Annotated in this window: 25 protein-coding genes and 1 riboswitch; of the genes, 24 read left to right on the forward strand and 1 reads right to left on the reverse strand. The window is 41.7% G+C overall.

Features of this window, described 5'->3' with window-relative positions:
- Positions 1-6: 6 nt before the first annotated feature.
- The 22 genes from AC6UDC_RS01790 (at position 7) to AC6UDC_RS01895 (ending at position 18262) form a co-directional block, all read left to right on the forward strand.
- Positions 7-984 carry a beta-ketoacyl-ACP synthase III gene (locus AC6UDC_RS01790; protein ID WP_500707273.1) on the forward strand — a complete coding sequence of 326 codons (978 nt, stop codon included), beginning with the start codon at positions 7-9 and terminating at the stop codon, positions 982-984.
- A 35-nt stretch (positions 985-1019) separates the two neighbouring features.
- A complete protein-coding gene (locus tag AC6UDC_RS01795) occupies positions 1020-1283 on the forward strand; it encodes an acyl carrier protein (RefSeq protein WP_500721045.1) in 264 nt (87 codons plus the stop codon).
- 34 nt (positions 1284-1317) lie between these two features.
- On the forward strand, positions 1318-2229 hold the full coding sequence (locus AC6UDC_RS01800; RefSeq protein ID WP_500707272.1) for an ACP S-malonyltransferase: 912 nt from the start codon (positions 1318-1320) through the stop codon (positions 2227-2229).
- A gap of 3 nt (positions 2230-2232) precedes the next feature.
- Positions 2233-2976, forward strand: coding sequence for a 3-oxoacyl-ACP reductase FabG (fabG, locus tag AC6UDC_RS01805; RefSeq protein ID WP_500696453.1), 744 nt, complete (start codon positions 2233-2235; stop codon positions 2974-2976).
- Positions 2977-3002: 26 nt separating this feature from the next.
- Positions 3003-4238 (forward strand): beta-ketoacyl-ACP synthase II, encoded by a 1236-nt coding sequence (gene fabF, locus AC6UDC_RS01810; protein ID WP_500721048.1) that lies wholly within the window; start codon positions 3003-3005, stop codon positions 4236-4238.
- Positions 4238-4681 carry an acetyl-CoA carboxylase biotin carboxyl carrier protein gene (locus tag AC6UDC_RS01815; RefSeq protein WP_500721050.1) on the forward strand — a complete coding sequence of 148 codons (444 nt, stop codon included), beginning with the start codon at positions 4238-4240 and terminating at the stop codon, positions 4679-4681. Before fabF (AC6UDC_RS01810) ends, AC6UDC_RS01815 begins: the two co-directional genes overlap by 1 nt.
- 2 nt (positions 4682-4683) lie before the next feature.
- On the forward strand, positions 4684-5100 hold the full coding sequence (locus AC6UDC_RS01820; protein WP_500693419.1) for a 3-hydroxyacyl-ACP dehydratase FabZ family protein: 417 nt from the start codon (positions 4684-4686) through the stop codon (positions 5098-5100).
- Positions 5101-5118: 18 nt separating this feature from the next.
- Positions 5119-6492 carry an acetyl-CoA carboxylase biotin carboxylase subunit gene (accC, locus tag AC6UDC_RS01825; protein WP_500721052.1) on the forward strand — a complete coding sequence of 458 codons (1374 nt, stop codon included), beginning with the start codon at positions 5119-5121 and terminating at the stop codon, positions 6490-6492.
- Entirely contained in the window at positions 6479-7321 is an 843-nt protein-coding gene (locus AC6UDC_RS01830; RefSeq protein ID WP_500721054.1) for an acetyl-CoA carboxylase carboxyltransferase subunit beta, read from the forward strand. Before accC ends, AC6UDC_RS01830 begins: the two co-directional genes overlap by 14 nt.
- Positions 7314-8084, forward strand: a complete 771-nt coding sequence (accA, locus tag AC6UDC_RS01835; protein ID WP_500696459.1) for a carboxyltransferase subunit alpha — start codon at positions 7314-7316, stop codon at positions 8082-8084. The genes AC6UDC_RS01830 and accA (AC6UDC_RS01835) overlap by 8 nt, the downstream gene beginning before the upstream one ends.
- Before the next feature lie 65 nt (positions 8085-8149).
- The gene (gene fabI / locus AC6UDC_RS01840; RefSeq protein ID WP_500693423.1) at positions 8150-8914 is read left to right on the forward strand and encodes an enoyl-ACP reductase FabI; all 765 of its coding nucleotides are present in this window, start codon (positions 8150-8152) and stop codon (positions 8912-8914) included.
- Positions 8915-9186: 272 nt separating this feature from the next.
- Positions 9187-9633 carry a 3-hydroxyacyl-ACP dehydratase FabZ gene (gene fabZ / locus AC6UDC_RS01845; RefSeq protein ID WP_500693424.1) on the forward strand — a complete coding sequence of 149 codons (447 nt, stop codon included), beginning with the start codon at positions 9187-9189 and terminating at the stop codon, positions 9631-9633.
- Positions 9634-9654: 21 nt separating this feature from the next.
- Entirely contained in the window at positions 9655-10605 is a 951-nt protein-coding gene (locus AC6UDC_RS01850) for a beta-ketoacyl-ACP synthase III (RefSeq protein WP_500721056.1), read from the forward strand.
- Positions 10606-10634: 29 nt separating this feature from the next.
- Positions 10635-10886 (forward strand): acyl carrier protein, encoded by a 252-nt coding sequence (locus tag AC6UDC_RS01855; protein WP_500693426.1) that lies wholly within the window; start codon positions 10635-10637, stop codon positions 10884-10886.
- 36 nt (positions 10887-10922) lie between these two features.
- Positions 10923-12161 (forward strand): beta-ketoacyl-ACP synthase II, encoded by a 1239-nt coding sequence (fabF, locus tag AC6UDC_RS01860; RefSeq protein WP_500710705.1) that lies wholly within the window; start codon positions 10923-10925, stop codon positions 12159-12161.
- Positions 12161-12604, forward strand: coding sequence for an acetyl-CoA carboxylase biotin carboxyl carrier protein (locus AC6UDC_RS01865; protein ID WP_500693428.1), 444 nt, complete (start codon positions 12161-12163; stop codon positions 12602-12604). The genes fabF (AC6UDC_RS01860) and AC6UDC_RS01865 overlap by 1 nt, the downstream gene beginning before the upstream one ends.
- A 36-nt stretch (positions 12605-12640) precedes the next feature.
- Positions 12641-14020 carry an acetyl-CoA carboxylase biotin carboxylase subunit gene (locus AC6UDC_RS01870; RefSeq protein ID WP_500721058.1) on the forward strand — a complete coding sequence of 460 codons (1380 nt, stop codon included), beginning with the start codon at positions 12641-12643 and terminating at the stop codon, positions 14018-14020.
- Entirely contained in the window at positions 14001-14843 is an 843-nt protein-coding gene (locus AC6UDC_RS01875) for an acetyl-CoA carboxylase carboxyltransferase subunit beta (protein WP_500721060.1), read from the forward strand. The genes AC6UDC_RS01870 and AC6UDC_RS01875 overlap by 20 nt, the downstream gene beginning before the upstream one ends.
- The gene (gene accA, locus AC6UDC_RS01880; protein WP_500721216.1) at positions 14836-15606 is read left to right on the forward strand and encodes a carboxyltransferase subunit alpha; all 771 of its coding nucleotides are present in this window, start codon (positions 14836-14838) and stop codon (positions 15604-15606) included. Before AC6UDC_RS01875 ends, accA (AC6UDC_RS01880) begins: the two co-directional genes overlap by 8 nt.
- A 115-nt stretch (positions 15607-15721) precedes the next feature.
- Positions 15722-16303 carry a 4'-phosphopantetheinyl transferase family protein gene (locus tag AC6UDC_RS01885; RefSeq protein ID WP_500721062.1) on the forward strand — a complete coding sequence of 194 codons (582 nt, stop codon included), beginning with the start codon at positions 15722-15724 and terminating at the stop codon, positions 16301-16303.
- Between the two features lie 3 nt (positions 16304-16306).
- Positions 16307-17089: a biotin--[acetyl-CoA-carboxylase] ligase gene (locus AC6UDC_RS01890; RefSeq protein WP_500721064.1), complete on the forward strand. Its 783-nt coding sequence runs from the start codon at positions 16307-16309 to the stop codon at positions 17087-17089.
- 75 nt (positions 17090-17164) lie between these two features.
- The gene (locus AC6UDC_RS01895) at positions 17165-18262 is read left to right on the forward strand and encodes a M24 family metallopeptidase (RefSeq protein ID WP_500706261.1); all 1098 of its coding nucleotides are present in this window, start codon (positions 17165-17167) and stop codon (positions 18260-18262) included.
- Positions 18263-18307: 45 nt separating this feature from the next.
- Here AC6UDC_RS01895 and AC6UDC_RS01900 read toward each other — a convergent pair whose 3' ends face one another.
- Entirely contained in the window at positions 18308-19576 is a 1269-nt protein-coding gene (locus tag AC6UDC_RS01900; RefSeq protein WP_500710720.1) for an adenylosuccinate synthase, read from the reverse strand.
- 204 nt (positions 19577-19780) lie between these two features.
- Between AC6UDC_RS01900 and purB the strand changes: the two genes are divergently transcribed.
- Both purB and AC6UDC_RS01910 read left to right on the forward strand, forming a co-directional pair.
- The gene (gene purB / locus AC6UDC_RS01905) at positions 19781-21076 is read left to right on the forward strand and encodes an adenylosuccinate lyase (protein ID WP_500708074.1); all 1296 of its coding nucleotides are present in this window, start codon (positions 19781-19783) and stop codon (positions 21074-21076) included.
- Between the two features lie 81 nt (positions 21077-21157).
- Positions 21158-21248, forward strand: a riboswitch (TPP riboswitch).
- Positions 21249-21316: 68 nt separating this feature from the next.
- A complete protein-coding gene (locus AC6UDC_RS01910) occupies positions 21317-21880 on the forward strand; it encodes an ECF transporter S component (RefSeq protein ID WP_500696470.1) in 564 nt (187 codons plus the stop codon).
- Positions 21881-21891 lie beyond the last annotated feature (11 nt).

Here is a 21891-nt window from a genome sequence, read left to right on the forward strand (position 1 = left end):
TAAGTAGTGAGTGCTTTTAAAATTATTTCAAGCGCCAAAAGTGTTCCTGAAAAGGTCGTCACTAATGACGACCTGGCTAAGATTATGGACACCTCTGATGAATGGATCAAGAGACGAACGGGCATTTCAAGTCGGCACATTGCGGTTAATGAATCTACAACGTCAATGAGTGTGGAAGTGGCTCAAAAGCTTTTGAAAAGTTCTGGGACTGATCCTAAAGACTTGGATTATGTAATTGTGGCCACCATGTCATCTGATTATCAGACTCCATCGACGGCTGCTAGCGTTCAGGGTGCGATTGACGCTACTAATGCGGTGGCGTTTGATATTGATGCCGCATGTACGGGTTTTGCGTTTGGAACGTCAATTCTTAATTCGTTGTTAGCAAAAAAGAACGGTAGTTGTGGGATTTTGATTGGTGCGGAAGTATTAAGTAAGTTTTTGGACTGGTCAGATCGATCAACTGCCGTGCTTTTTGGTGATGGAGCCGCTGGAATCTTGGTTAAAAATGATCCTAGTTCTGATTCGAAGATCTTAGGAGAGTCCCTTCAAACTTATGGTGATTTGGGGTCAGCTTTAACAGCTGGACACTTTCCCTGCGTTACACCATTTGGGAAAAGTACCAACCAAGAAAATCGGTTCTTTAAGATGGATGGTCATAAAGTGTTTAACTTTGCGTTAAAGAGGGTTCCCAGTTCAATTAAAATAGCACTAACAGATGCTCATTTAGCTTTAGATGATATTGATGTTTTTGTCATGCATCAAGCTAATGCCAGAATTATTACTAGCGTTGTTAGAAGGCTTGATTTGCCGAAAAGTCGGTTCCCAATTGATATTGATGAATATGGGAATACAGCGGCAGCTAGTGAACCACTGCTATTGGCAGATTTGCTTACAAGCGGTAAAATTCAAAGAGGAAACAAAGTTGCCCTTGTCGGTTTTGGTGGCGGATTAACTACTGGAACTGTTATAATTAATTATTGAGGACAAACAAATTTTATTAAATGGAGTGATTATTTATGGCTGAAAAAGCAGATAAGAATCAGATTTTTGACAAGATTAAGGCGGTTGTTACCGACCAAACCGATATCAACCCCGATGACATTAAAATGGACGCTAACTTCAAAGATAACTTGGATTTAGATTCATTAGATATCTTTGAAATTGTGGATTCCCTAGAAGATGCCTATGACATCGAAATTGATAGTGACGAGGGCATGGAGACGGTTTCTGACCTAGTTGATTATGTTGCAAAGCAAATTGACGAAAAGAACGATAAATAATAAAGTGTTTTTTATTTTAGGAGTGTTTTAAATTTTGAAAATCGGTTATTTATTCAGTGGCCAGGGACAACAGTTTGCTAACATGGGATCTGACTTGTATCAAAATAACGATACCTATAAAAACGTGGTCGATACCGCGTCGCATACTTTAAATCTTGATCTATCCGATCCGAAGGTTTTTGACGATCCTGAAAATACTCAGATTGCCATTTTGACTTTGAGTTATGGGATTTACCAGATTTTAGCTGGCAAGCTTCCTAAAGCGCAGGCAATGATGGGTCTTAGTTTAGGCGAGTATAGTGCTTTAGTATCTGCTAAAGCACTATCTTTTCAATCAGGATTAAAATTAGTGCGTGACCGAAGCCACTACATGGATGAAGCCGGAAAGCAAAATCCCGGTTCAATGGCTGCTGTGTTAAAGGTTGAGCCCCAAGTAGTGGTTGACGTAACTAACGAAGTTGATGGAGCATACCCAGCTAATTTCAATACCAGCGAACAAACTGTGATTGGTGGGACTGAGTCTGGGGTCAAAACAGCTAGTGCAGAACTTAAGAACCGGGGAGCAAAGCGAGTCGTTCCTTTAAAAGTGGCCGTTTCTTCACATACTCCGCTGATGCAGCTAGCGAGTGATTTGCTTTCAAAACGAATGGAGAATGTTGCCTTTAAAACCCCGGAGGTTCCAGTGATCAGCAACACTGACGTTGGTCTGTTTAATAAGGATAACCTCTCCGATACGTTAACCCGTCAGTTGGTCAATCCAACCCACTTTAAAGCGGATCTAGAATTCATGGTCAAAAACTACGGAGTGGATACGCTGATTGAAATCGGGCCGGGGAACACACTGACTAAATTTGCAAAAAAGACACTTAAAGATGTCGATGCTTATAGCGTTGACAGTTTAAAGAAATTAAATGATTTACAAGCAAAACTTGGTTTGGAGGACTAATTCATGACAACGAAAAATGACAAAAGCACGGTTTTAATTACCGGTGCTACTAAGGGAATTGGTCTGGCAACTGCCAAACGATTAGCAAAAGATCCACATAATTTTGTGATTGTGAATTCTCATCGAGAATTAAGTGATGACGAAGTAAAAGATTTAAAGTCACAGTTTGACACTGAGATTGAGATCTTGATTGGCGACGTTTCAAAAGAAGAAGACGCTGAGTCAATGGTGAACCAGATCTTAGATGAACATGATCATCTCGATGTATTAGTTAATAATGCTGGGATTACCAGGGACAAACTCTTAACGCGGATGAGCGAAGAGGATTTTAAAGCTGTGTTAGACACCAACCTTGTTGGAACGTTTAATATGACTAAGTATGCCTTAAAGACAATGCAAAAGAAACGAGCTGGTGTTATCATCAACACTTCCAGTATTTCGGGACTTCACGGAAATATGGGACAGGCGAATTATTCGGCAAGCAAATCAGGGATTGTTGGTTTAACAAAGACGACGGCACAAGAGGGATCACTTAGAGGGGTTCGTTGTAACGCCGTTGCTCCTGGCATGATCAAGACCGACATGACGGCCAAATTGAGTGACAAAATTATTTCGAGGTGGGAAGATACCATTCCCCTTCATCGTTTTGGAAGTGCTGAAGAAGTAGCCGAAACAATCGAGTTTTTGATTAATAATCAATACATTACCGGACAGGTAATCACTGTTGATGGCGGACTCACAATGTAGTTCCGTTTATTTAAGGGAGGATTCAATTGGGTAATAGAGTTGTTGTTACGGGCATGGGTGCAGTAACCCCGATCGGGAACGATGCTGAGACTTTTATTGATAATTTGTTGGCTTCAAAGGTTGGAATCGAAAAAATCACTAGTTTTGACACCTCTGAGATTAAAGCTCACGTGGCAGCCGGCGTAAAGGAATTTGATCCAAGCAAACGCTTAGCTAAACGAGACTATCATCGAGTAGATCCATTTGCTCAATACGCACTTTACAGTGCCGTAGAGGCAATGGACCAAGCTGGGTTGAAACGAGGAGAATATGATGGGAAGGATCTTGGCGTCATCTACGGATCTGGGATTGGTGGTATTAGTACTATCGAGACGCAGGTTCTAAAAATGTACAAAAAGGGTCCCAGACGTCTTTCCCCGTTATTTATCCCAGAAACCATTATTAATATGGCTGCTGGCAATATTTCGATCTACTTTGGCGCTAAAAACACTAGTAAAGCCGTGGTTACAGCTTGTGCAACTGGAACCAACGCGATTGGCGATGCTTATGAATACATTAAAGCTGGCAAGGCTAAAATGATGATCGCTGGTGGATCCGAGGCAGCAATTACGCCGGTTGGAATTTCAGCCTTTGCAGCCCTAACAGCTCTTTCTTCAAGTGAAGATCCAGCTCACGCTTCCATGCCATTTGATAAAGATCGGGATGGTTTCGTAATGGGCGCTGGTGCTGGAACCTTAGTGCTTGAAGATTACGATCACGCCAAAGCACGTGATGCACATATTTTGGGTGAGATCGTTGGCTACGGCCAAACCAGTGATGCTTATAATTTAACTGCTCCTGATCCAGATGGGGAAGGGGCCATTGGGGCCATGCAACAAGCATTGGATGAAGCTCACATCAAGACTTCCGACCTTGATTACATTAATGCCCATGGCACAGCAACTCAATCTAATGATGTTTCTGAGTCAAAGGCCATTAGCAAGTTGTTTAAAGATAATGACCACGTCTTGGTTAGTTCAACCAAGGGGATGACTGGTCATGCCCTTGGAGCTGCCGGGGCCATTGAGGCAGTGGCAATTCTTGGATCCATGAAGCATAGTCAAATGCCAGTGAATGTTGGTGTCAGTACCCAGGATCCAGAAAGTCATATCAGGCTAGTGGATAAAGAGAATGCTAAAAGACCGGTCAATACCGCCATTAGTAATTCATTTGGATTTGGTGGTCATAACGCGGTCATTGCTATAAAGAAGTGGAATCAATAATGAATGAAAAAGACATTGAAAAATTAATAACTAAATTTGATAAGTCTAACTTACAAGAATTAAAAATTGATGAAAACGGTCAACAACTTTATTTCTCCAAGATTGACAGTCATTCTAAACCAGTCACCCACGTTGAAAAAACGAGTGATGATAAATCGGATGAAAATCAGGAAAAGCTTCAGTTGAATGCACCTACTAGTGGTAATTATCAACTAAAGGCACCGATGGTGGGGATATTGTATTTTGCTCCTAGTCCTGAAAAGTCTGACTTCAAAAAAGATGGTGATCGTGTTCAAAAGGGTGAAACGGTTTGTATCATTGAGGCCATGAAGATGGTCAATGAAGTCAAAAGTCCAGTGAGCGGAACCATCGTGAAACGTCTGGTTGAGAATGGTTCGATGGTTGAGTATAACGAACCAGTTTATGAGATTAAGGAGGATTAGTTATGGCATTGAATGTTAATGATTATATCCCTCAACGTCCCCCAATTCAGATGATTGATAAGATTGACACCATTACCCCGGGAGAGGGAGCCGAGGCCACTAAGATGTTGGCAGGAAACGAATGGTACTTTGCAAATCAAGGTAATCATCCGACACTGCCACGTCCGTTGGTGCTTGAGTCAATGGCTCAGACTGGAGTGGTTGCTCTCTTATCAATGCCAGAATACAAGGGTAAAAACGCCTTTTTTGGTGGAATCAAACAAGCTGAGTTTAAAGATGACTTTCGACCGGGCGATGTTTTACATTTAAAGGTCGATTTATTAAAGGTTAAACATAATATTGGAATTGGCAAAGGTGTTGTCACTAGGGACGGACAGGAAATCGCTAATGCAACGTTGATGTTTGCGGTTGAATCATAGTGAGTGAAAGGTGATTTAATGTTTAAAAAGGTACTGGTGGCTAATCGGGGCGAGATTGCAGTCCAGATTATCCGTGCGCTTCATGATATGAATATTAAGGCAGTGGCAGTGTATTCAACTGCTGACGCTGATAGTTTATTCGTAAAATTGGCCGATGAGTCAGTCTGTATCGGTGGACCATTTCCAGACGAGTCATATCTCAATATGGCAGCAATTGTTGATGCAGCGGTACTTACTGGTTGCGATGCTTTGCACCCGGGATATGGCTTTTTGTCTGAAAACGCTGATTTTGCGGAACTTTGCAATCAGTGTGGCATTAAGTTTATCGGTCCAAGTGCTAAGGTCATAAATTTGATGGGTAACAAGGGAAACGCCAAGGAAGCCATGAAAAAAAGTGGTGTGCCAACGATTCCTGGCAGTGATGGTTTTATTGACTCCGTGGAACAAGCCAAAGAAGTCGCTCATCAAATTGGTTATCCGGTAATGCTGAAGGCTGCTGCCGGTGGTGGTGGTAAGGGCATCCGAAAAGTTGCTGATGACGATGAACTGGCTAAGGCTTTTCAGGATACGAAACGGGAGGCTAAACTTTCCTTTGGCGATGATCGATTGTACATGGAAAAAGATCTAAACGACGCCAAGCACATTGAGATGCAAGTCATTGCCGATGAGCATGGTAACGTTGTTTATTTTCCCGAACGTGATTGTTCACTTCAACGTAATCACCAGAAGATCATTGAAGAAAGTCCATGTGCCGAAATTAGTCCGGCAAAGCGCAAAGAACTTGGTCAGATTGTCGTTAACGCCACCAAAGGAATCCAGTATACAAATACAGGTACATATGAGTTCTTAATGGATCGGGATCACAACTTCTACTTTATGGAAATGAACACCAGATTGCAGGTTGAGTACACCATTACCGAAGAAGTTGCCGATGTGGAAATCATTAAAGCTCAGATCTTAGTTGCAGAAGGCGAAAAGTTACCCTTCACGCAGGCTGATTGTGACGTAAAAGGCTACGCTTTGGAGTGTCGAATTGATGCAGAAGATCCCAGCAATAATTTTGCCCCATCGCCGGGTAAGATTACGAGTTTGCACCAGACCTATGGTACAAAAGGAGTTCGAGTGGACTCTGGCATTGGACAAAACGACGTCATTTCACCGTACTACGATTCGATGATTGCCAAAATCATTGTTCATTTACCCACTAAGAAACAAGCCGTCCATAAGATGCGTCGGGTTCTTAATGAGTTTCACATTGAAGGGGTTAAAACCAACCGGGACTTCTTGATTGCTTTATTAAATGACAAGCATTTCTTGGCTGGGGACTTCAACAATAATTACATTGAAAGTACGTTCTTAAAAGAATGGATGAAGAAACATGGCAAAAAGTGATTTTGAGAATTTGAATTCTGATGAGCTGACCAAAAGAATGGATCAGATTCCTGATGATATTTGGGTGAAATGTCCTTATTGTGGGACTACTTTTTACAAAAAGAAACTTGGTAAGTACAAAGAATGCCCAAATTGTGGCTATGCTTTTCGGATTGGAGCCAAAGAACGCATTCAAATGATGTGCGACGACTTTACACCCATTAATACTGATTTAAAGGCTTCCAAAAAATTTAAAGACGATAATTATGTGGCAAAACTAAAGAAGGCCAGAGAAGTTACTGGGATAAACGAAAGTGTCCTATCGGGAATCGGAACGATCAACGGTGTCAAAGTTGCGGTTGCAGCGATGGACTGGCGTTTTATTATGGCCAGTCTAGGGACAGCTACTGGAGAGATCTTGGCTCGTTTATTTGAAACGGCTACTAAAAAGGGCCTGCCGGTGATTGTCTTCACTGCTTCTGGGGGTGCGCGAATGCAGGAGGGAATTCATTCCTTAATGCAGATGGCCAAGGTCTCTGAGGCTGTGGCTGAGCACAGTAAGGCTGGGTTGCTTTACATCAGTGTGCTTGGCGATCCTACCACTGGTGGTGTGACCGCCAGCTTCGCCATGCAGGGTGATATTTTGTTGTCAGAACCCCATGCTTTGATTGGTTTTGCTGGTCGTCGGGTGATTGAAAAAACGATCCAACAGCGTCCGCCAAAGGACTTTCAGCGGGCTGAAACGTTGCTTAAAAATGGCTTCTTGGACGATGTCATTAAACGTTCTGAATTGAAAGAAACGTTAGGAAAGTTACTAAAATGGCATCAGGTAGGTGATCTTAATGGCTAAAAAAACGGCATGGGATAAGGTACTAGCCGCTAGAGCTGCCAAAAAAATTGGGGTTGATGATTTAATCAACGGCATTACCGATGATTTTATGGAACTTCATGGTGACCGGGCTTATGGTGATGATCCGGCTGTTTATGGTGGGATTGGCACCATGGACAACATTGCCACTACGTTTGTGGGGATTAGAAAGGGATCAGACCTGAACTCTAACATTGAACGGCACTTTGGTTCAGCTGAACCAGACGGGTATCGGAAGGCTTTACGTCTGATGAAACAAGCCGAAAAGTTTAACCGGCCGATTGTCACCTTGATCAATACACCGGGAGCCTATCCTGGCGTTGATGCTGAGTATCATGGAATTGGTTATACGATTGCTCAATTAATCTTACAAGGAATGCAACTAACCGTTCCTTATATTAGTGTGATCGTTGGCGAAGGTGGCAGTGGTGGTGCTTTAGCACTGGCTGTCGGTGATTGTGTCTGGGCCTTTGAGGATAGTATTTATTCGGTGCTCTCACCTGAAGGTTACGCCACGATTTTGTGGAAAGACCCCAGTCGGATGAAAGAAGCTGCTTCAGTGATGAAATTAACGCCGGATGATTTGTTGTCTGAGGGAATCATCGATCGGATTATTCCCGAAGCTGATACGGTTGATGGTTTCGAACGTTTCAGAGGCGATCTGGTTAAAAAAATTAGGGAATTAAATGCATTATCTAAGGATGATTTGGTTGCTAAGCGACTTTCCCGTTACCGAAATTTTTAATGAATGAATTAATTTTTTGATATAATGATGTAAATTAGATATTTGGTTCTAGGAGGATTTTGAAGATGGCTGATTTATTAAAAGGAAAAAAAGTTGTTGTGATGGGTGTGGCGAATAGAAAAAGTATTGCTTGGGGATGTGCACAAGCAATTAAGTCACTTGGAGCTCAAGTTATTTTGACATACCAAAATGATCGTTTAAAGAAGAGTATTGAGAAGACCATTGGTGATGAAGAGTTCCCACTGGTTGAATGTGACGTGGCCGAAGATGCTAACGTCCAAAAGGCTTTTTCCGAAATTCATGACCGTTTTGGAAACATCGATGGGGTTATTCATGCCATTGCTTTTGCTGACAAAGAAACCCTTCAAAATGGTGTGATTAACACCAAAAAAGATGGTTACAACTTAGCCGAAGACATTAGTGCGTACTCATTTATCTCAGTTACTCGTTATGCCAGCAAGATTATGAACAAACCTGGTAGCATTTTAACGTTAACTTATATGGGTTCAACTCGTGCCATTCCTGATTACAACATGATGGGAATTGCTAAGGCATCCCTTGAATCAGCTATGCGTTACCTTGCTTCTGAACTCGGTAAAGACCAAATTCGAGTAAACGCAATTTCCGCTGGAGCCGTTAAAACTTTGGCTGTTACCGGAATTAAGGGTCATCGTGACCTTCTTAAAATGTCACAATCATTCACCGTTGATGGTGAGAATGTAACAACTGATCAGATTGGTAACGTTGCTGCTTTCTTAGTTAGCGATTTATCAACCGGAGTTACTGGTGACATTATCTACGTTGACAAAGGCGTCCACTTACTTGCCTAAATTAAAATTAATTTAAATATCCCATAGTCGTTGATCGGCTATGGGATTTTTTTGACTCAAAGGTGGGAGTTTGGTCATGATTACACATTAAAACAAGTGTAACCAGATACATACTTGCTTTAAAATGCTGATATGACAGGCTTTTATGTCAGAATCATTCTAACCAGAATGGTTTTTGATTGCTAAATAACGAAAACTTGTTGAATATGAACACATGGTAATTACTCGAAATACCATGCTTGAATCAAATTAGATTAATAGAGGTGAATAATTTGAGTTTAATGAATGCAAAAGAAATTATGGATCTGATTCCTAATCGTTATCCGATTTTATTTATTGATCGGGTCGATGCGATGGACCCAGGTAAGTCAATTACGGCTACCAAGAATGTTACGATTAACGAAAATTATTTCCAAGGACATTTTCCTGGTAATCCGGTTATGCCCGGTGTTTTGATTATTGAATCAATGGCCCAGGTGGCTTCAATTTTGATTTTAAAGTCGCCCCAGTTTAAGAACAAGACGGTTTACATGGGTAGCATCCGCAACGCGAAATTCAGAAAGATGGTGGAGCCCGGTGATGTGCTACGCTTTGAGGTTAAGATTGATAAGGTTAGAGGAAGTGCCGGCTCAGTTTCGTGTGTGGCATACGTTGGCGATAAAAAGGCTTGTGACGCTCAGTTGACCTTTATCGTAAGTAATAAGGAAAGAGAACAATAAAATAGGTAATAGGAGTCGCAAATGGGTAGTTTTTCAATCTTAGAAACGGCAAGGTCAACGCCCAATAATGTTGTTACTAATCATGATTTAACTAAAATCATGGATACCTCTGATGAGTGGATCAAACGACGGACCGGTATTCACGCCCGTCACATTTCTAAGTCAGAGACTAATACTTCCATGTGTACTGATGTTGCAACCAAGCTCATTAATAAGGCCAATATTTCTGCAAGTGACGTTGATTTCATCATCGTAGCCACCATGTCATCAGACTTTCAAACTCCTTCAACTGCAGCAGCGGTTCAAGGAAATCTTCATGCCGACAATGCAATTGCCTTTGATCTAAACGCCGCTTGTTCCGGATTTGCTTACGGAATTTACGTCTTGAATGCGTTGCTTGCAAATAAGCCGCATGCAAAGGGCATTTTAATTGGCGGTGAGAAGCTAAGCAAATACATTGATTGGTCGGACCGTTCAACGGCGGTCCTGTTTGGGGATGGTGCTGCGGGAATTCTAGCTACCAATGATGGAAGTGAGTCAGAGGTACTTGCTAGTGACTTAGAAACAGTTGGAGAACTTGGTAATTCGCTAACGGCTGGGCACTTCGCTGATGATACGCACCAGCCATATTTCAAGATGGATGGTCATGAAGTGTATCGTTTTGCTACTCAAAGAGTTCCCAAGTCCATCGAACTAGCGCTTTCAAAGGCAAACATTGACTTAAGTGATGTGAAGTACTTTATCGTTCATCAAGCAAATGAACGAATTATTAAAAGTATTGCTAACAAATTAGGTTTATCGATGGAAAAGTTTCCCGTTAATATCAATAAATATGGCAATACCGCTGCGGCAAGCGAACCACTGCTATTAAGTGAAATGGTAGAGGAGCATCAGATTAACCGTGGTGACAATCTTGTTTTAACCGGTTTTGGTGGGGGATTAACCATTGGAACCGTAGTAATTAGATACTAAATACAAAAAATATTATGGAGTGATAAATTATGGCAGATCAAAACGAAATTTTTAACAAAATCAAGGACTTAATCGCAAAACAAACTGATGTACCAGCATCAGACATCAAGATGGACACTAACCTTAAAGAAGACGTTGATATTGATAGTCTTGACTTCTTTGAAGTGGTTGACGGACTTGAAAACGAATATGACATTGAAATTGAAAGTGATGAAGACATCAACACCGTCCAACAATTAGTTGACTACATTCAAAAGAAGATTGCGGAGAACGATAAATAATCAGTAAAATTATTTATTTGAACAGGAGGAAATCATTTGAGTAATCGAGTAGTTGTAACAGGGATGGGAGCTGTCACCCCCATCGGAAATGATGCCGAAACCTTTTCCAACAATTTGTTCAATTCTAAAGTGGGGATTGCACCAATTACCAAATTTGATGCTAGTAACACGGGCGTGACGGTAGCTGCTGAAGTTAAAGACTTTGATCCAAGCAAGCGTTTAGATAAACGTGCCTACAAACGAATTGATCTTTTTTCACAGTACGCTTTGTACAGTGCTAAAGAGGCCATGGATCAAGCTGGCCTGAAACAGGGTGATTACGAACCTGAGGACCTTGGTGTCATGTACGGAAATGGAATTGGTGGTCTTACTACCATTGAGAGTGACATCATCAAGATGCACGAAAAAGGACCAAAGCGAGTTTCACCACTTTTTGTTCCGAAAGCCATTGCTAACATGGCAGCTGGAAATGTTTCCATGTACTTTGATGCGGAAAACACGTCTCAGACCATTGTGACGGCTTGTGCTTCAGCTAATAATGCCATTGGAAACGCCTTTGAACTAATTAAACAAGGGAAAGCCAAGATGATGATTGCTGGTGGAACTGAAGCTGCCATCACCGAGATTGGAATTGCTGGATTTGCTAAATTGACCGCTCTTTCAACCGCTGAAAAAGTAGAAGATGCCTCAATGCCATTTGATAAAGACCGCAATGGCTTTGTCATGGGAGAAGGGGCTGGTACTCTTGTACTTGAGGATTATGACCATGCTAAAGCACGTGGTGCTAATATTTTGGCCGAAGTGGTTGGATACGGTGCTACCAGCGATGCTTATCATATGACTGCTCCTAATCCCTCTGGAAAAGGTGCCATTAGAGCCATGAAGGAAGCCATTGACGAAGGTCACATTAAAACTAGTGAACTTGATTACGTTAATGCGCATGGTACCAGTACGCACGCTAATGATGTGGCTGAGGCCGGGGCAATTGAAAAGTTGTTTAAAGATAACGATCACGTTAAGGTTAGTTCCATTAAAGGAATGGTGGGACACTCCCTAGGTGCCGCCGGTGGACTTGAAGCGGTTGCTTTAGTTGCTGCCCTTCAAAATGATCAGATGCCAGTTAATGTGGGGATGAAGCATAAGGATCCTGAGATTCACGTTGATTTGGTTAATGAAGATAACAAAAGGGCACCCGTTAATACTGCCATTAGTAATGCATTTGGCTTTGGTGGTCACAATGCGGTAATTGCGATGAAGAAGTGGAATGAAGATTAGTGAATGAACAAGATATTGAAAAATTAATTGATAAATTTGAGCAATCGAGTTTACAAGAAATTAAGATTAATCAGAATGAAGGGGCCGTTTACTTATCCAAAATTCCTGATCACGACAGCTTGCATGCAAGTGAGTCAGTTAATGAATCCAGAAAGCCGGCTCAACTTGAATCTGCGTCAATTGATGCAACTGACGACTCCGATAATTATCAATTGAAAGCTCCAATGGTTGGAATTCTTTATTACGCTCCAAGCCCAGAAAAGGCCGACTTTAAGCAAGATGGTGATCACGTTAAAAAAGGTGAGACCGTTTGTGTAATTGAAGCCATGAAGTTGGTTAATGAGGTTAAAAGTCCAGTGAGTGGGACCATCGTTAAACGAATGCCTGAAAGTGGTTCGATGGTGGAATACAATGAACCAATTTTTGAAATTAAGGAAGACTAGAAAGCTCAATTCATATTATTTTAAAAAGGTGATTTAATGTTTAAAAAAGTGCTGGTTGCAAACCGCGGTGAAATCGCAGTTCAGATCATCCGTGCACTTCACGAAATGAATATCAAGGCGGTGGCGGTTTATTCAACCGCTGATGCTGATAGTTTATTCGTAAAATTAGCTGACGAATCCGTATGTATTGGTGGACCGTTTCCAGATGAGTCATACCTAAACATGGCAGCAATTATTGATTCCGCGGTTCTTTGCGGATGTGATGCGCTCCATCCTGGGTATGGCTTTTTGTCTGAAAATGCTGATTTTGCTGAATTATGTGAACAGTGCGGAATTAAATTTATTGGTCCCACCGCTTCAGTAATTAATCTGATGGGTAATAAGGGTAATGCCAAAGAAGCCATGAAAAAGAATGGCGTTCCGATAATTCCTGGTAGCGATGGGTTTGTTGATACTTACGACCAGGCTAAAGAAGTGGCCCAAGAAACTGGTTATCCCGTGATGTTAAAGGCTGCTGCCGGTGGTGGCGGTAAGGGAATTCGAAAAGTTACTAGTGAATCTGAATTAAAAAAAGCCTTTAGTGATACTAAGCGTGAAGTCAAACTTTCATTTGGTGATGACCGGCTTTATATGGAAAAAGATTTAAATGATGCCAAACACATTGAAATGCAGGTCATTGCCGATGAACACGGCCACGTGGTCTATTTTCCGGAGCGAGATTGCTCAATGCAACGAAATCATCAAAAAATAATCGAAGAAAGTCCATGCTCAAAAATTACGCCTAAAAAACGCAAAGAACTTGGACAGACCGTGGCTAAAGCAGCTAAGGGAATTGGCTATACTAATACCGGAACCTTCGAATTTTTGATGGATAAAGAAGAACATTTTTATTTTATGGAAATGAATACTAGGCTTCAAGTTGAATATACCGTTACCGAAGAAGTAACTGGAGTTGAAATTATTAAAGCTCAGATTCTAGTGGCAGAAGGACAATCCCTCCCTTTTAATCAACAAGACTGTGCAGTCAAGGGTTACTCACTTGAATGTCGGATCGATGCCGAGGATCCTAGCAATAATTTTGCTCCATCACCTGGTAAACTTCAGCAGGTGAAATTTACCCATGAATCTGATTCCATTCGAATTGATTCTGGGGTGGAAGCTGGCGACATGATTTCACCTTACTATGATTCGATGATTGCTAAAGTTATCGTGCATAAACCGACAAAACGGGAAGCCGTGTCCGAAATGAAGCAAATTTTGAACGAATTTGTTGTGAAGGGGGTCACCACCAATCGCGATTTCTTGATTGGTTTGATTTCTGATCAGCATTTTTTGACTGGTGATTTTAACAATAATTACATTGAGAGTACGTTCTTAAAAGAATGGATGAAGCAGTATGACAAGCAAACGGTTTGAAAGTATTAGTCAAAAAGAGTTAAGTCAGCGGATGGACCAAATCCCCGATCACATCTGGGTTAAGTGTCCGATTTGTCAGAAGAGTTTTTACAAGAAAGATCTTGGCAGGTATAAAGAGTGTCCTAATTGTTACTATGCCTTTCGGATTGGTGCTAAAGAACGCATTGAGTTAATGTGTGATGATTTTGAACCCATTAATACCGATTTGAAGGCTTCTAAAAAATTTAACGACGAAAAATACGTAACTAAGTTGAAGAAGGCACGCGTGGTAACTGGTCTAAATGAGAGTGTTTTGTCTGGGATTGGTACCATTGATGGAAATCAGGTAGCGATGGCTGCGATGGACTGGCGCTTTGTGATGGCTAGTCTTGGGACGGCAACGGGCGAGATTTTGGCACGGCTGTTTGAAACGGCAACGAAAAAGAAGCTTCCCGTGATTGTGTTTACTGCTTCTGGAGGAGCCCGGATGCAAGAGGGGATTCATTCCCTGATGCAGATGGCCAAAGTGTCTGAAGCGGTTGCGGAACACAGTAAAGCGGGCTTACTGTACGTCAGTGTTCCCTGTGATCCCACTACTGGTGGTGTAACTGCCAGTTTTGCAATGCAGGGAGACATTATTTTATCAGAGCCGCACGCTTTGATTGGTTTTGCGGGACGTCGGGTGATTGAAAAAACGATTCAACAGCGCCCTCCAAAAGACTTTCAACGATCAGAGACATTACTTAAAAATGGGTTTTTGGATGGGGTCGTGAGACGACGAGATCTAAAAGAGACACTTAATAAAATTTTAAAGTGGCATCGGGTAGGTGACAATGATGAGTAAACCAACCGCATGGGATAGAGTTATAAATGCTAGAGCTGCGGGTAAGATTGGGGTTGATGACCTCATTAACGGAATTACTGAAGATTTTATGGAACTGCATGGTGATCGTGCTTACGGTGATGATCCCGCCGTATACGCTGGGATTGGAACCCTTGATAAAATTCCGACGACGTTGATTGGGATTAGAAAAGGTTCCGATCTAAACTCCAACATCGAACGGCACTTTGGTTCCGCTGAACCAGACGGATACCGCAAAGCGCTGCGATTGATGAAGCAGGCCGAAAAATTCAATCGCCCAATTGTTACCTTGATTAATACTCCTGGAGCTTATCCTGGTGTAGAAGCCGAGTACCACGGGATTGGCTACACGATTGCGCAATTAATCTTACAGGGAATGCAACTGAAAGTTCCTTACGTAAGTGTGATTGTTGGTGAAGGTGGCAGTGGTGGTGCCCTGGCATTAGCCGTTGGTGACTGCGTCTGGGCTTTTGAGGATAGTATCTATTCGGTTCTTTCCCCAGAAGGATATGCCACCATTTTGTGGAAAGATGCTAGTCGGATGAAAGAAGCTGCTTCAGTCATGAAGTTGACTCCAGATGACCTACTAAAAGAAGGAATCATTGATCGGATTATTCCTGAAGTAAATACCGCCGATGGCTTTGAACGGTTTCGTGGTGATTTGGTTAAAAAAATTAAAGAACTAAATGCGATGCCAAAGGATGAGATGCTTAAGAAGCGGTTTGCTAGGTACCGTAATTTTTAGTCAATGACCAAGATGTATGAGAGTGTTACTATTGTATCTGTTGAAAATAGTGAGACTCTTATTTTTTATCTCTCGGACCCAATCAGGTCTAATAAAATGAAAATGAGGAATTAGCATGATTAAATTTTTAAGTGATTCGATCACCACAAAAGCATTTCAACCATACTACCAAGACCTAGGAATCACCGATAAGCCCAAAAAGCAACAGACGCTTGTGGGAAGGGTTTTGTTAGCTAAATTGGTGGGAATGCCAGTACAAGACGCCATTAAAAACGTTGACATTGATTTTGGACATTACGGGAAACCCTATTTTGTGCCAAATGGCTATCATTTTAACATTGCTCACTCTCATGCCGCGGTTTTGGTGGTAATTTCTGATCAACCAATTGGAGTTGACTTAGAACAGATTCGTCCTTATGACTACACCAGGATTACCAAGGCTTTTACTCCAGCGGAACTTAATTACTTAAAGAATTTAAAGGGCGAACGGCAAGGTGAACAAGCCTTAAGATTATGGACCATCAAGGAAGCGGTCTTAAAACTTCAAGGAGTCGGATTGATCGGAAAACCCAAGTCCGTTGAGGTTTCATTACCTCACATGGAAAGTGCCAGAAGAAACGATGATTTGTACCAGATTAACTTTTTGGACGTGGGATGGAAATACATTGGGACTCTTGCTACCCAGGTGAGTGAATAAATCATGAACGATATTTTAAATGCACGCGTAATTCATAGCTTAATTAGTAATCCCATTGATCAAATCGAGGTTTATGACCAATTGCCGTCGACTAACGAAGAGGCTCAAGTGGAAGTCTGGCATCGTCTTGGCATGATCATTGCTAACGAACAGACGAAGGGGAAAGGCCAAAATGGCCATCATTTTTATTCTCCTGCAAACAACGGCGTTTATTTTACGGTGGTGTTTCAGGCCCAACCAAGGTATCTTGATAATCCAGGTATCTTAACGCTTGGGATTGGCATTGCCGTTACGGACGCCATTAAACGGGTCTACAACATCGATACTCAATTAAAATGGGTCAATGACGTGTATCACGATGACAGTAAGGTCTGTGGGATTTTAACTGAAATTCAGAGTAACGAAGATAACGAGCCCGAGAACTTTATCATGGGCATTGGCCTCGATATTGGGATCATGCCGTTTTCACGTAATGGTGACCAAATGGTGGGGAGTTTAAACGTGGTACCACCACTTAAAAGGAACCAGTTAATTGCTTCGGTTTATGACCATTTGTATAAGGTCTATCGCGAGTGGGACGATGATCGGATTATTAATCAATATACTAAGCGTCTGCTGTGGCTTAACGAACAAGTTTCCCTGATCAATCATGATAATGAAATCACTGGGAAATTAGCGGGAATCGACGAACGTGGGCACCTTTTGTTAAAGACACGGGACCAGCAAACGTTAAACCTGGATCCGAATGTGACCAGACATATTAGGAAGATGAAATCTGACGATTGATGTTAGGTTTCTCTTTTTGTGTTGATTAAATTTAATTGTATGCTAAAATTAGCAACAAATTCAGGAGGTCTTATTATGGTTAAATTAAATGAAATGAGAGACTACGTTAACCAAAAGAAACTTGATGTTGCTTACATCAGTAATTTTGAGGATATTAAGTACTTTACTGGTTTTGGTAGTGATCCCGTTGAACGGGTGTTGGCACTTTTTATTTTTCCTGATGCGGAACCATTTCTGTTTGCACCAGAACTCGAAGTGGAGGCCATAAAGGAGTCAGGATGGAAGTATCCCGTTTATGGTTACTTAGACCATGAAGATCCCTTTAAAATGATCGCCAAGCACATTCGTGATGTAACTCCTGATCCCAAACGATTTGGGATTGAAGACGACAACTTGGTCATTAGTCGTTATCAACAGCTTCAAGCTGAATTTCCGAAGGCTGACTTTAGCACTAACGTGGCTCCAGAAGTTAGTGAACTGCGGGTAATTAAGACGCCATATGAGATTGAACAGTTAGACGCTGCTGGAAAAGAAGCCGACTTTGCTTTTCAAGTTGGTTTTGAGACCGCTAAAGCCGGTAAAACGGAGGCAGAAGTGGCTGCTGAGATTGAGTACCAGGAAAAAATCAGAGGGGTTATGAACATGAGTTTTGATACTCTTGTTCAGACTGGACCTCACGCGGCGGAACCACATGGTGCTACTGACATGAACAAGATTAAGAACGATAACCTGTTATTATTTGATTTAGGAACGGTTCATAATGGCTACATCTCTGATGCTTCCCGGACGGTCGCTGTTGGTGATAAAATTCCGGCCAAACAAAAAGAGATTTATGACGTTTGTTTGGAAGCTCAGTTAGCTGCCCAATCTGCCGCTAAACCAGGTATTCGGGCCGAAGACCTGGATGCGGTTGCAAGAGATATCATTGACAAGGCTGGTTATGGTAAATACTTCATCCACCGTTTAGGCCACGGCATGGGGATGGGTGAGCATGAATTCCCTTCAATCATGGAGGGCAATAAGATGATTTTAAAGGAAGGCATGTGCTTTTCAATTGAACCGGGTATCTACATTCCTGGCGTAGCTGGGGTTCGAATTGAAGATTGCATCCACTTAACCAAGGATGGAAATGAACCATTTACTCACACGTCCAAAGAATTACGCTATGTATAAGAGTTGACATAAAAAGACCCTGGATTTTATCCAGGGTCTTATTTTTTACATTTGATGGGTCTGTTCTCGCTTGGGACCAGTTGAGAAAGTGATTAACGGGATACCTACAAGTTCTGAAACCCGGTCAAGAAACTTTTGGGCGTTTTTAGGGAGCTTGTCGTAGGTATCACAATTAGTGATATCCTCGTTCCATCCCTGGAGCGTTTCGTAGACCGGTTTGCACTTGTCCAAGATATCCAAGTTAGCGGGGTAATAAGTGATTTTCTTACCGTCTAGTTCATATGCGGTACAAATCTTAATTTCTTTTAATCCGTCTAAAACATCCAGACAGTTTAAGGCTAGGTGGGTTAGACCAGAAACACGACGAGCGTGTCTTAAGGCAACGCTGTCAAACCAACCGATTCGTCTGGGACGCTTAGTCACAACCCCGTACTCATGGGCGGTTTCTCTGATGTAGTTACCGGTCTCGTCTAGTAGTTCCGTTGGAAATGGGCCCTCACCGACACGTGAAGTATAGGCTTTACAAGTTCCAATGACCCGATCAATCTTGCTGGGTCCAATTCCCGCACCAACGGCAGCGCCTCCGGCAACGGGGTTTGAGGAAGTGACATAGGGATAGGTTCCATGGTCAACGTCTAACATAATTCCCTGAGCACCTTCAAACAGGACGTTTTGGTTATGATCGATTTCATCGTTTAAAAGAACGGAGGTTTCGGTTACGTATGGTTTTAATCGTTTCCCGAGTTTTACGTATTCATCGTAAATGTCCGTAAAATCAAGGGGTTCATGATCGTACAGCTTGACTAAAATTTCGTTTTTTTCGGCTAAAACATCCTGCAAACGTTTCTTGAAAGTTGCCGGATCAATTAAATCAGCCACCCGAATTCCAACCCTAGCAACCTTGTCCATGTAAGCAGGGCCAATTCCCTTTTGGGTCGTCCCGATCTTATGATGTTTGTGTTCCTCTTGAAGCTTATCAAAAAGAGGATGGTATGGCATGATGACTTGAGCACGAGATGATACACGGAGGTTGTCGGTAGAAACACCATGTTCGTTTAGATAGTCGACTTCTTTAAATAGTGACTTGGGGTTCAAAACAACGCCGTTTCCAATTACTGCCAACTTGTCAGAATAGAAAATTCCGGACGGAACAAGTTGAACGTGAAAATTTTGATTGTGATACACAATGGTGTGACCAGCATTGTCACCGCCCTGATATCTAGCAATGATATCTGCGTCAGCACTTAGGGTATCGACAATCTTTCCTTTGCCCTCATCGCCCCATTGACTACCAACAACAACTGTTACAGACATAAATAGCACCTCGTAAATGAATTTTTTGACCAAGAACAGTTTACCAATCACATATGGAAAAATCAAGAACGTTCAAAATATTGTTAAAAATAATGTTCGTGTTTTATTGAATATTAGAATTATAATAAAGTAGTAGTGGCGTTGATTTGACTGAAAAGAAAACATTATGTAAGATTATCCTGTAATTATAATGAGGTGAATGAAATGATTGAGCGTTATACAAGAGCACCAATGAAGCGAATTTGGAGTAAGCAGAATCAGTATCAGACATGGCTTGAAGTTGAGATTGCGATTGATGAAGCATGGAATAAGTTAGGTAAGATTCCAGATGCTGACATTATTGCCATTAAAAGAAACGCGACCTTTGACGTGGACCGCATTGCACAGATTGAATCGGAAACTCACCATGATGTGGTGGCTTTTACTCGCGATGTTTCGGAGTCGCTTGGCCCCGAAAAAAAGTGGATCCATTACGGCGTTACTAGTACTGATGTTGTCGATACCGCTCAGGGACTTAGACTAAAGCAGGCTGACGAGATTCTTCGTCAGGATATTTTAACTTTAATGGATACCATTAAGCAGAAAGCCTTAAAATATAAGGATACGGTTGAAATCGGAAGAACCCATGGGGTTCAGGCGGAACCAATGACTTTTGGCTTGAAGATGGCACGTTGGTATTCAGAAATGAAACGAAACCTAAAACGATTTAACGAAGCAGCTGCCGAAGTGGAAGCCGGGAAAATTTCTGGAGCCGTTGGGACATTTGCTAACATTGACCCTCAGGTAGAGGCTTACGTATGCGATAAGTTAGGGCTACGTGCCCAAGAAATCACTAGTCAAGTCTTACCTCGTGATTTACATGCCGAATATATCGCCACTTTGGCATTGATTGCCACTAGTCTTGAAAATTTTGCAACGGAGATTCGTGGTTTGCAACGTTCTGAGATTCATGAAGTAGAAGAGCATTTTAATCCTGGTCAAAAGGGTTCTTCGGCAATGCCACATAAGCGGAACCCAATTGGATCAGAAAACATTTGTGGATTGGCCAGAACCATGCGTGGACTAATCACCACTGCCTACGAGAACGTTTCTTTGTGGCATGAACGTGATATTTCCCATTCTTCGGCTGAGCGAATTATTCTACCAGAGAGTACCACGCTCTTAGATTACATGCTTCATCGTTTCAATAATATTCTTTCAAACTTAGATGTTTTCCCGAAACGAATGAAGGAAAATATGAATCTAACTTATGGCCTAATTTACAGTCAACGAGTAATGCTGAAATTAATTGATAAAGGGATGAGTCGGGAAGCGGCTTACGACTTAGTTCAACCACTGACGGCTCAGTCATGGGAGAACCACGAGTCATTTGAAAAGTTAGTTAAAGCTAACGATCAGATTAATGAACGGTTGTCTGACCAAGAGATTAACGATGCGTTTGATTATCATTACCACCTTAGACACGTTGATGATATTTTCAAACGGGTCGGATTAGAATAGGTTAAATGGAGTTGCATTAATGCATCTCCATTTTGATTTTGATTGCTTTTACCATTCAATCAGTATATTATTAAAGTGAATTATATGATTCTGGGGTGCCGAAAGGCTGAGATAATACCCATTGAACCTGATCAGGTTAAGACCTGCGAAGGGATCCGACTACACTACAAGTGTCATTTTTAATCATGTGTTGAAGTTCCCGGGGTAGATCCAGGAACTTTTTTTATTGGAGGAGATCACATGAAAATTTTGAGAGAATGGCATTTAAAGGACATTATTTTAGTTACATTGATTGGTGCTTTTTGTGGAGTGATTTTTTGGGGAACTTCATTTCTCTATAATATCTTAGCTGCGGCACTTACACCATTTGGATTGCAGCCGTTGGCAAACGAAGCCACCTTTGGATTATGGACGCTTGCTGGACCGTTAGCAGCGTTTATCATTCGCATCCCATTTTCCGCTACCCTTGGTGAGTTACTGGGAGCCTTCGTCGAGATGATCCTTGGCAGTCAGTGGGGAATTGCTGATTTGTTATCCGGCTTAATTCAAGGACTATCGTCTGAGTTAGGATTTGCCGTATTGGGATATAAACATTATGATTGGTTAGGAATCATAAGTACGACGATTACCACCACGGTAATTACGTTTGCTTGGGATATGATCAAAAGTGGATACGCAAATTATCATTTTGGATTTTTACTCCTACTGTTTCTAACCCGGCTTGTATCGGTCTTCTTATTCAGTGGAGTGCTGACTTATTTCATCAGTCGTTTACTAGAAAAAAGTCAGGTCTTAAGCAGATAAGTCGTACCCAA

The organism is Fructilactobacillus sp. X7R7C1 (genome assembly GCF_059901065.1).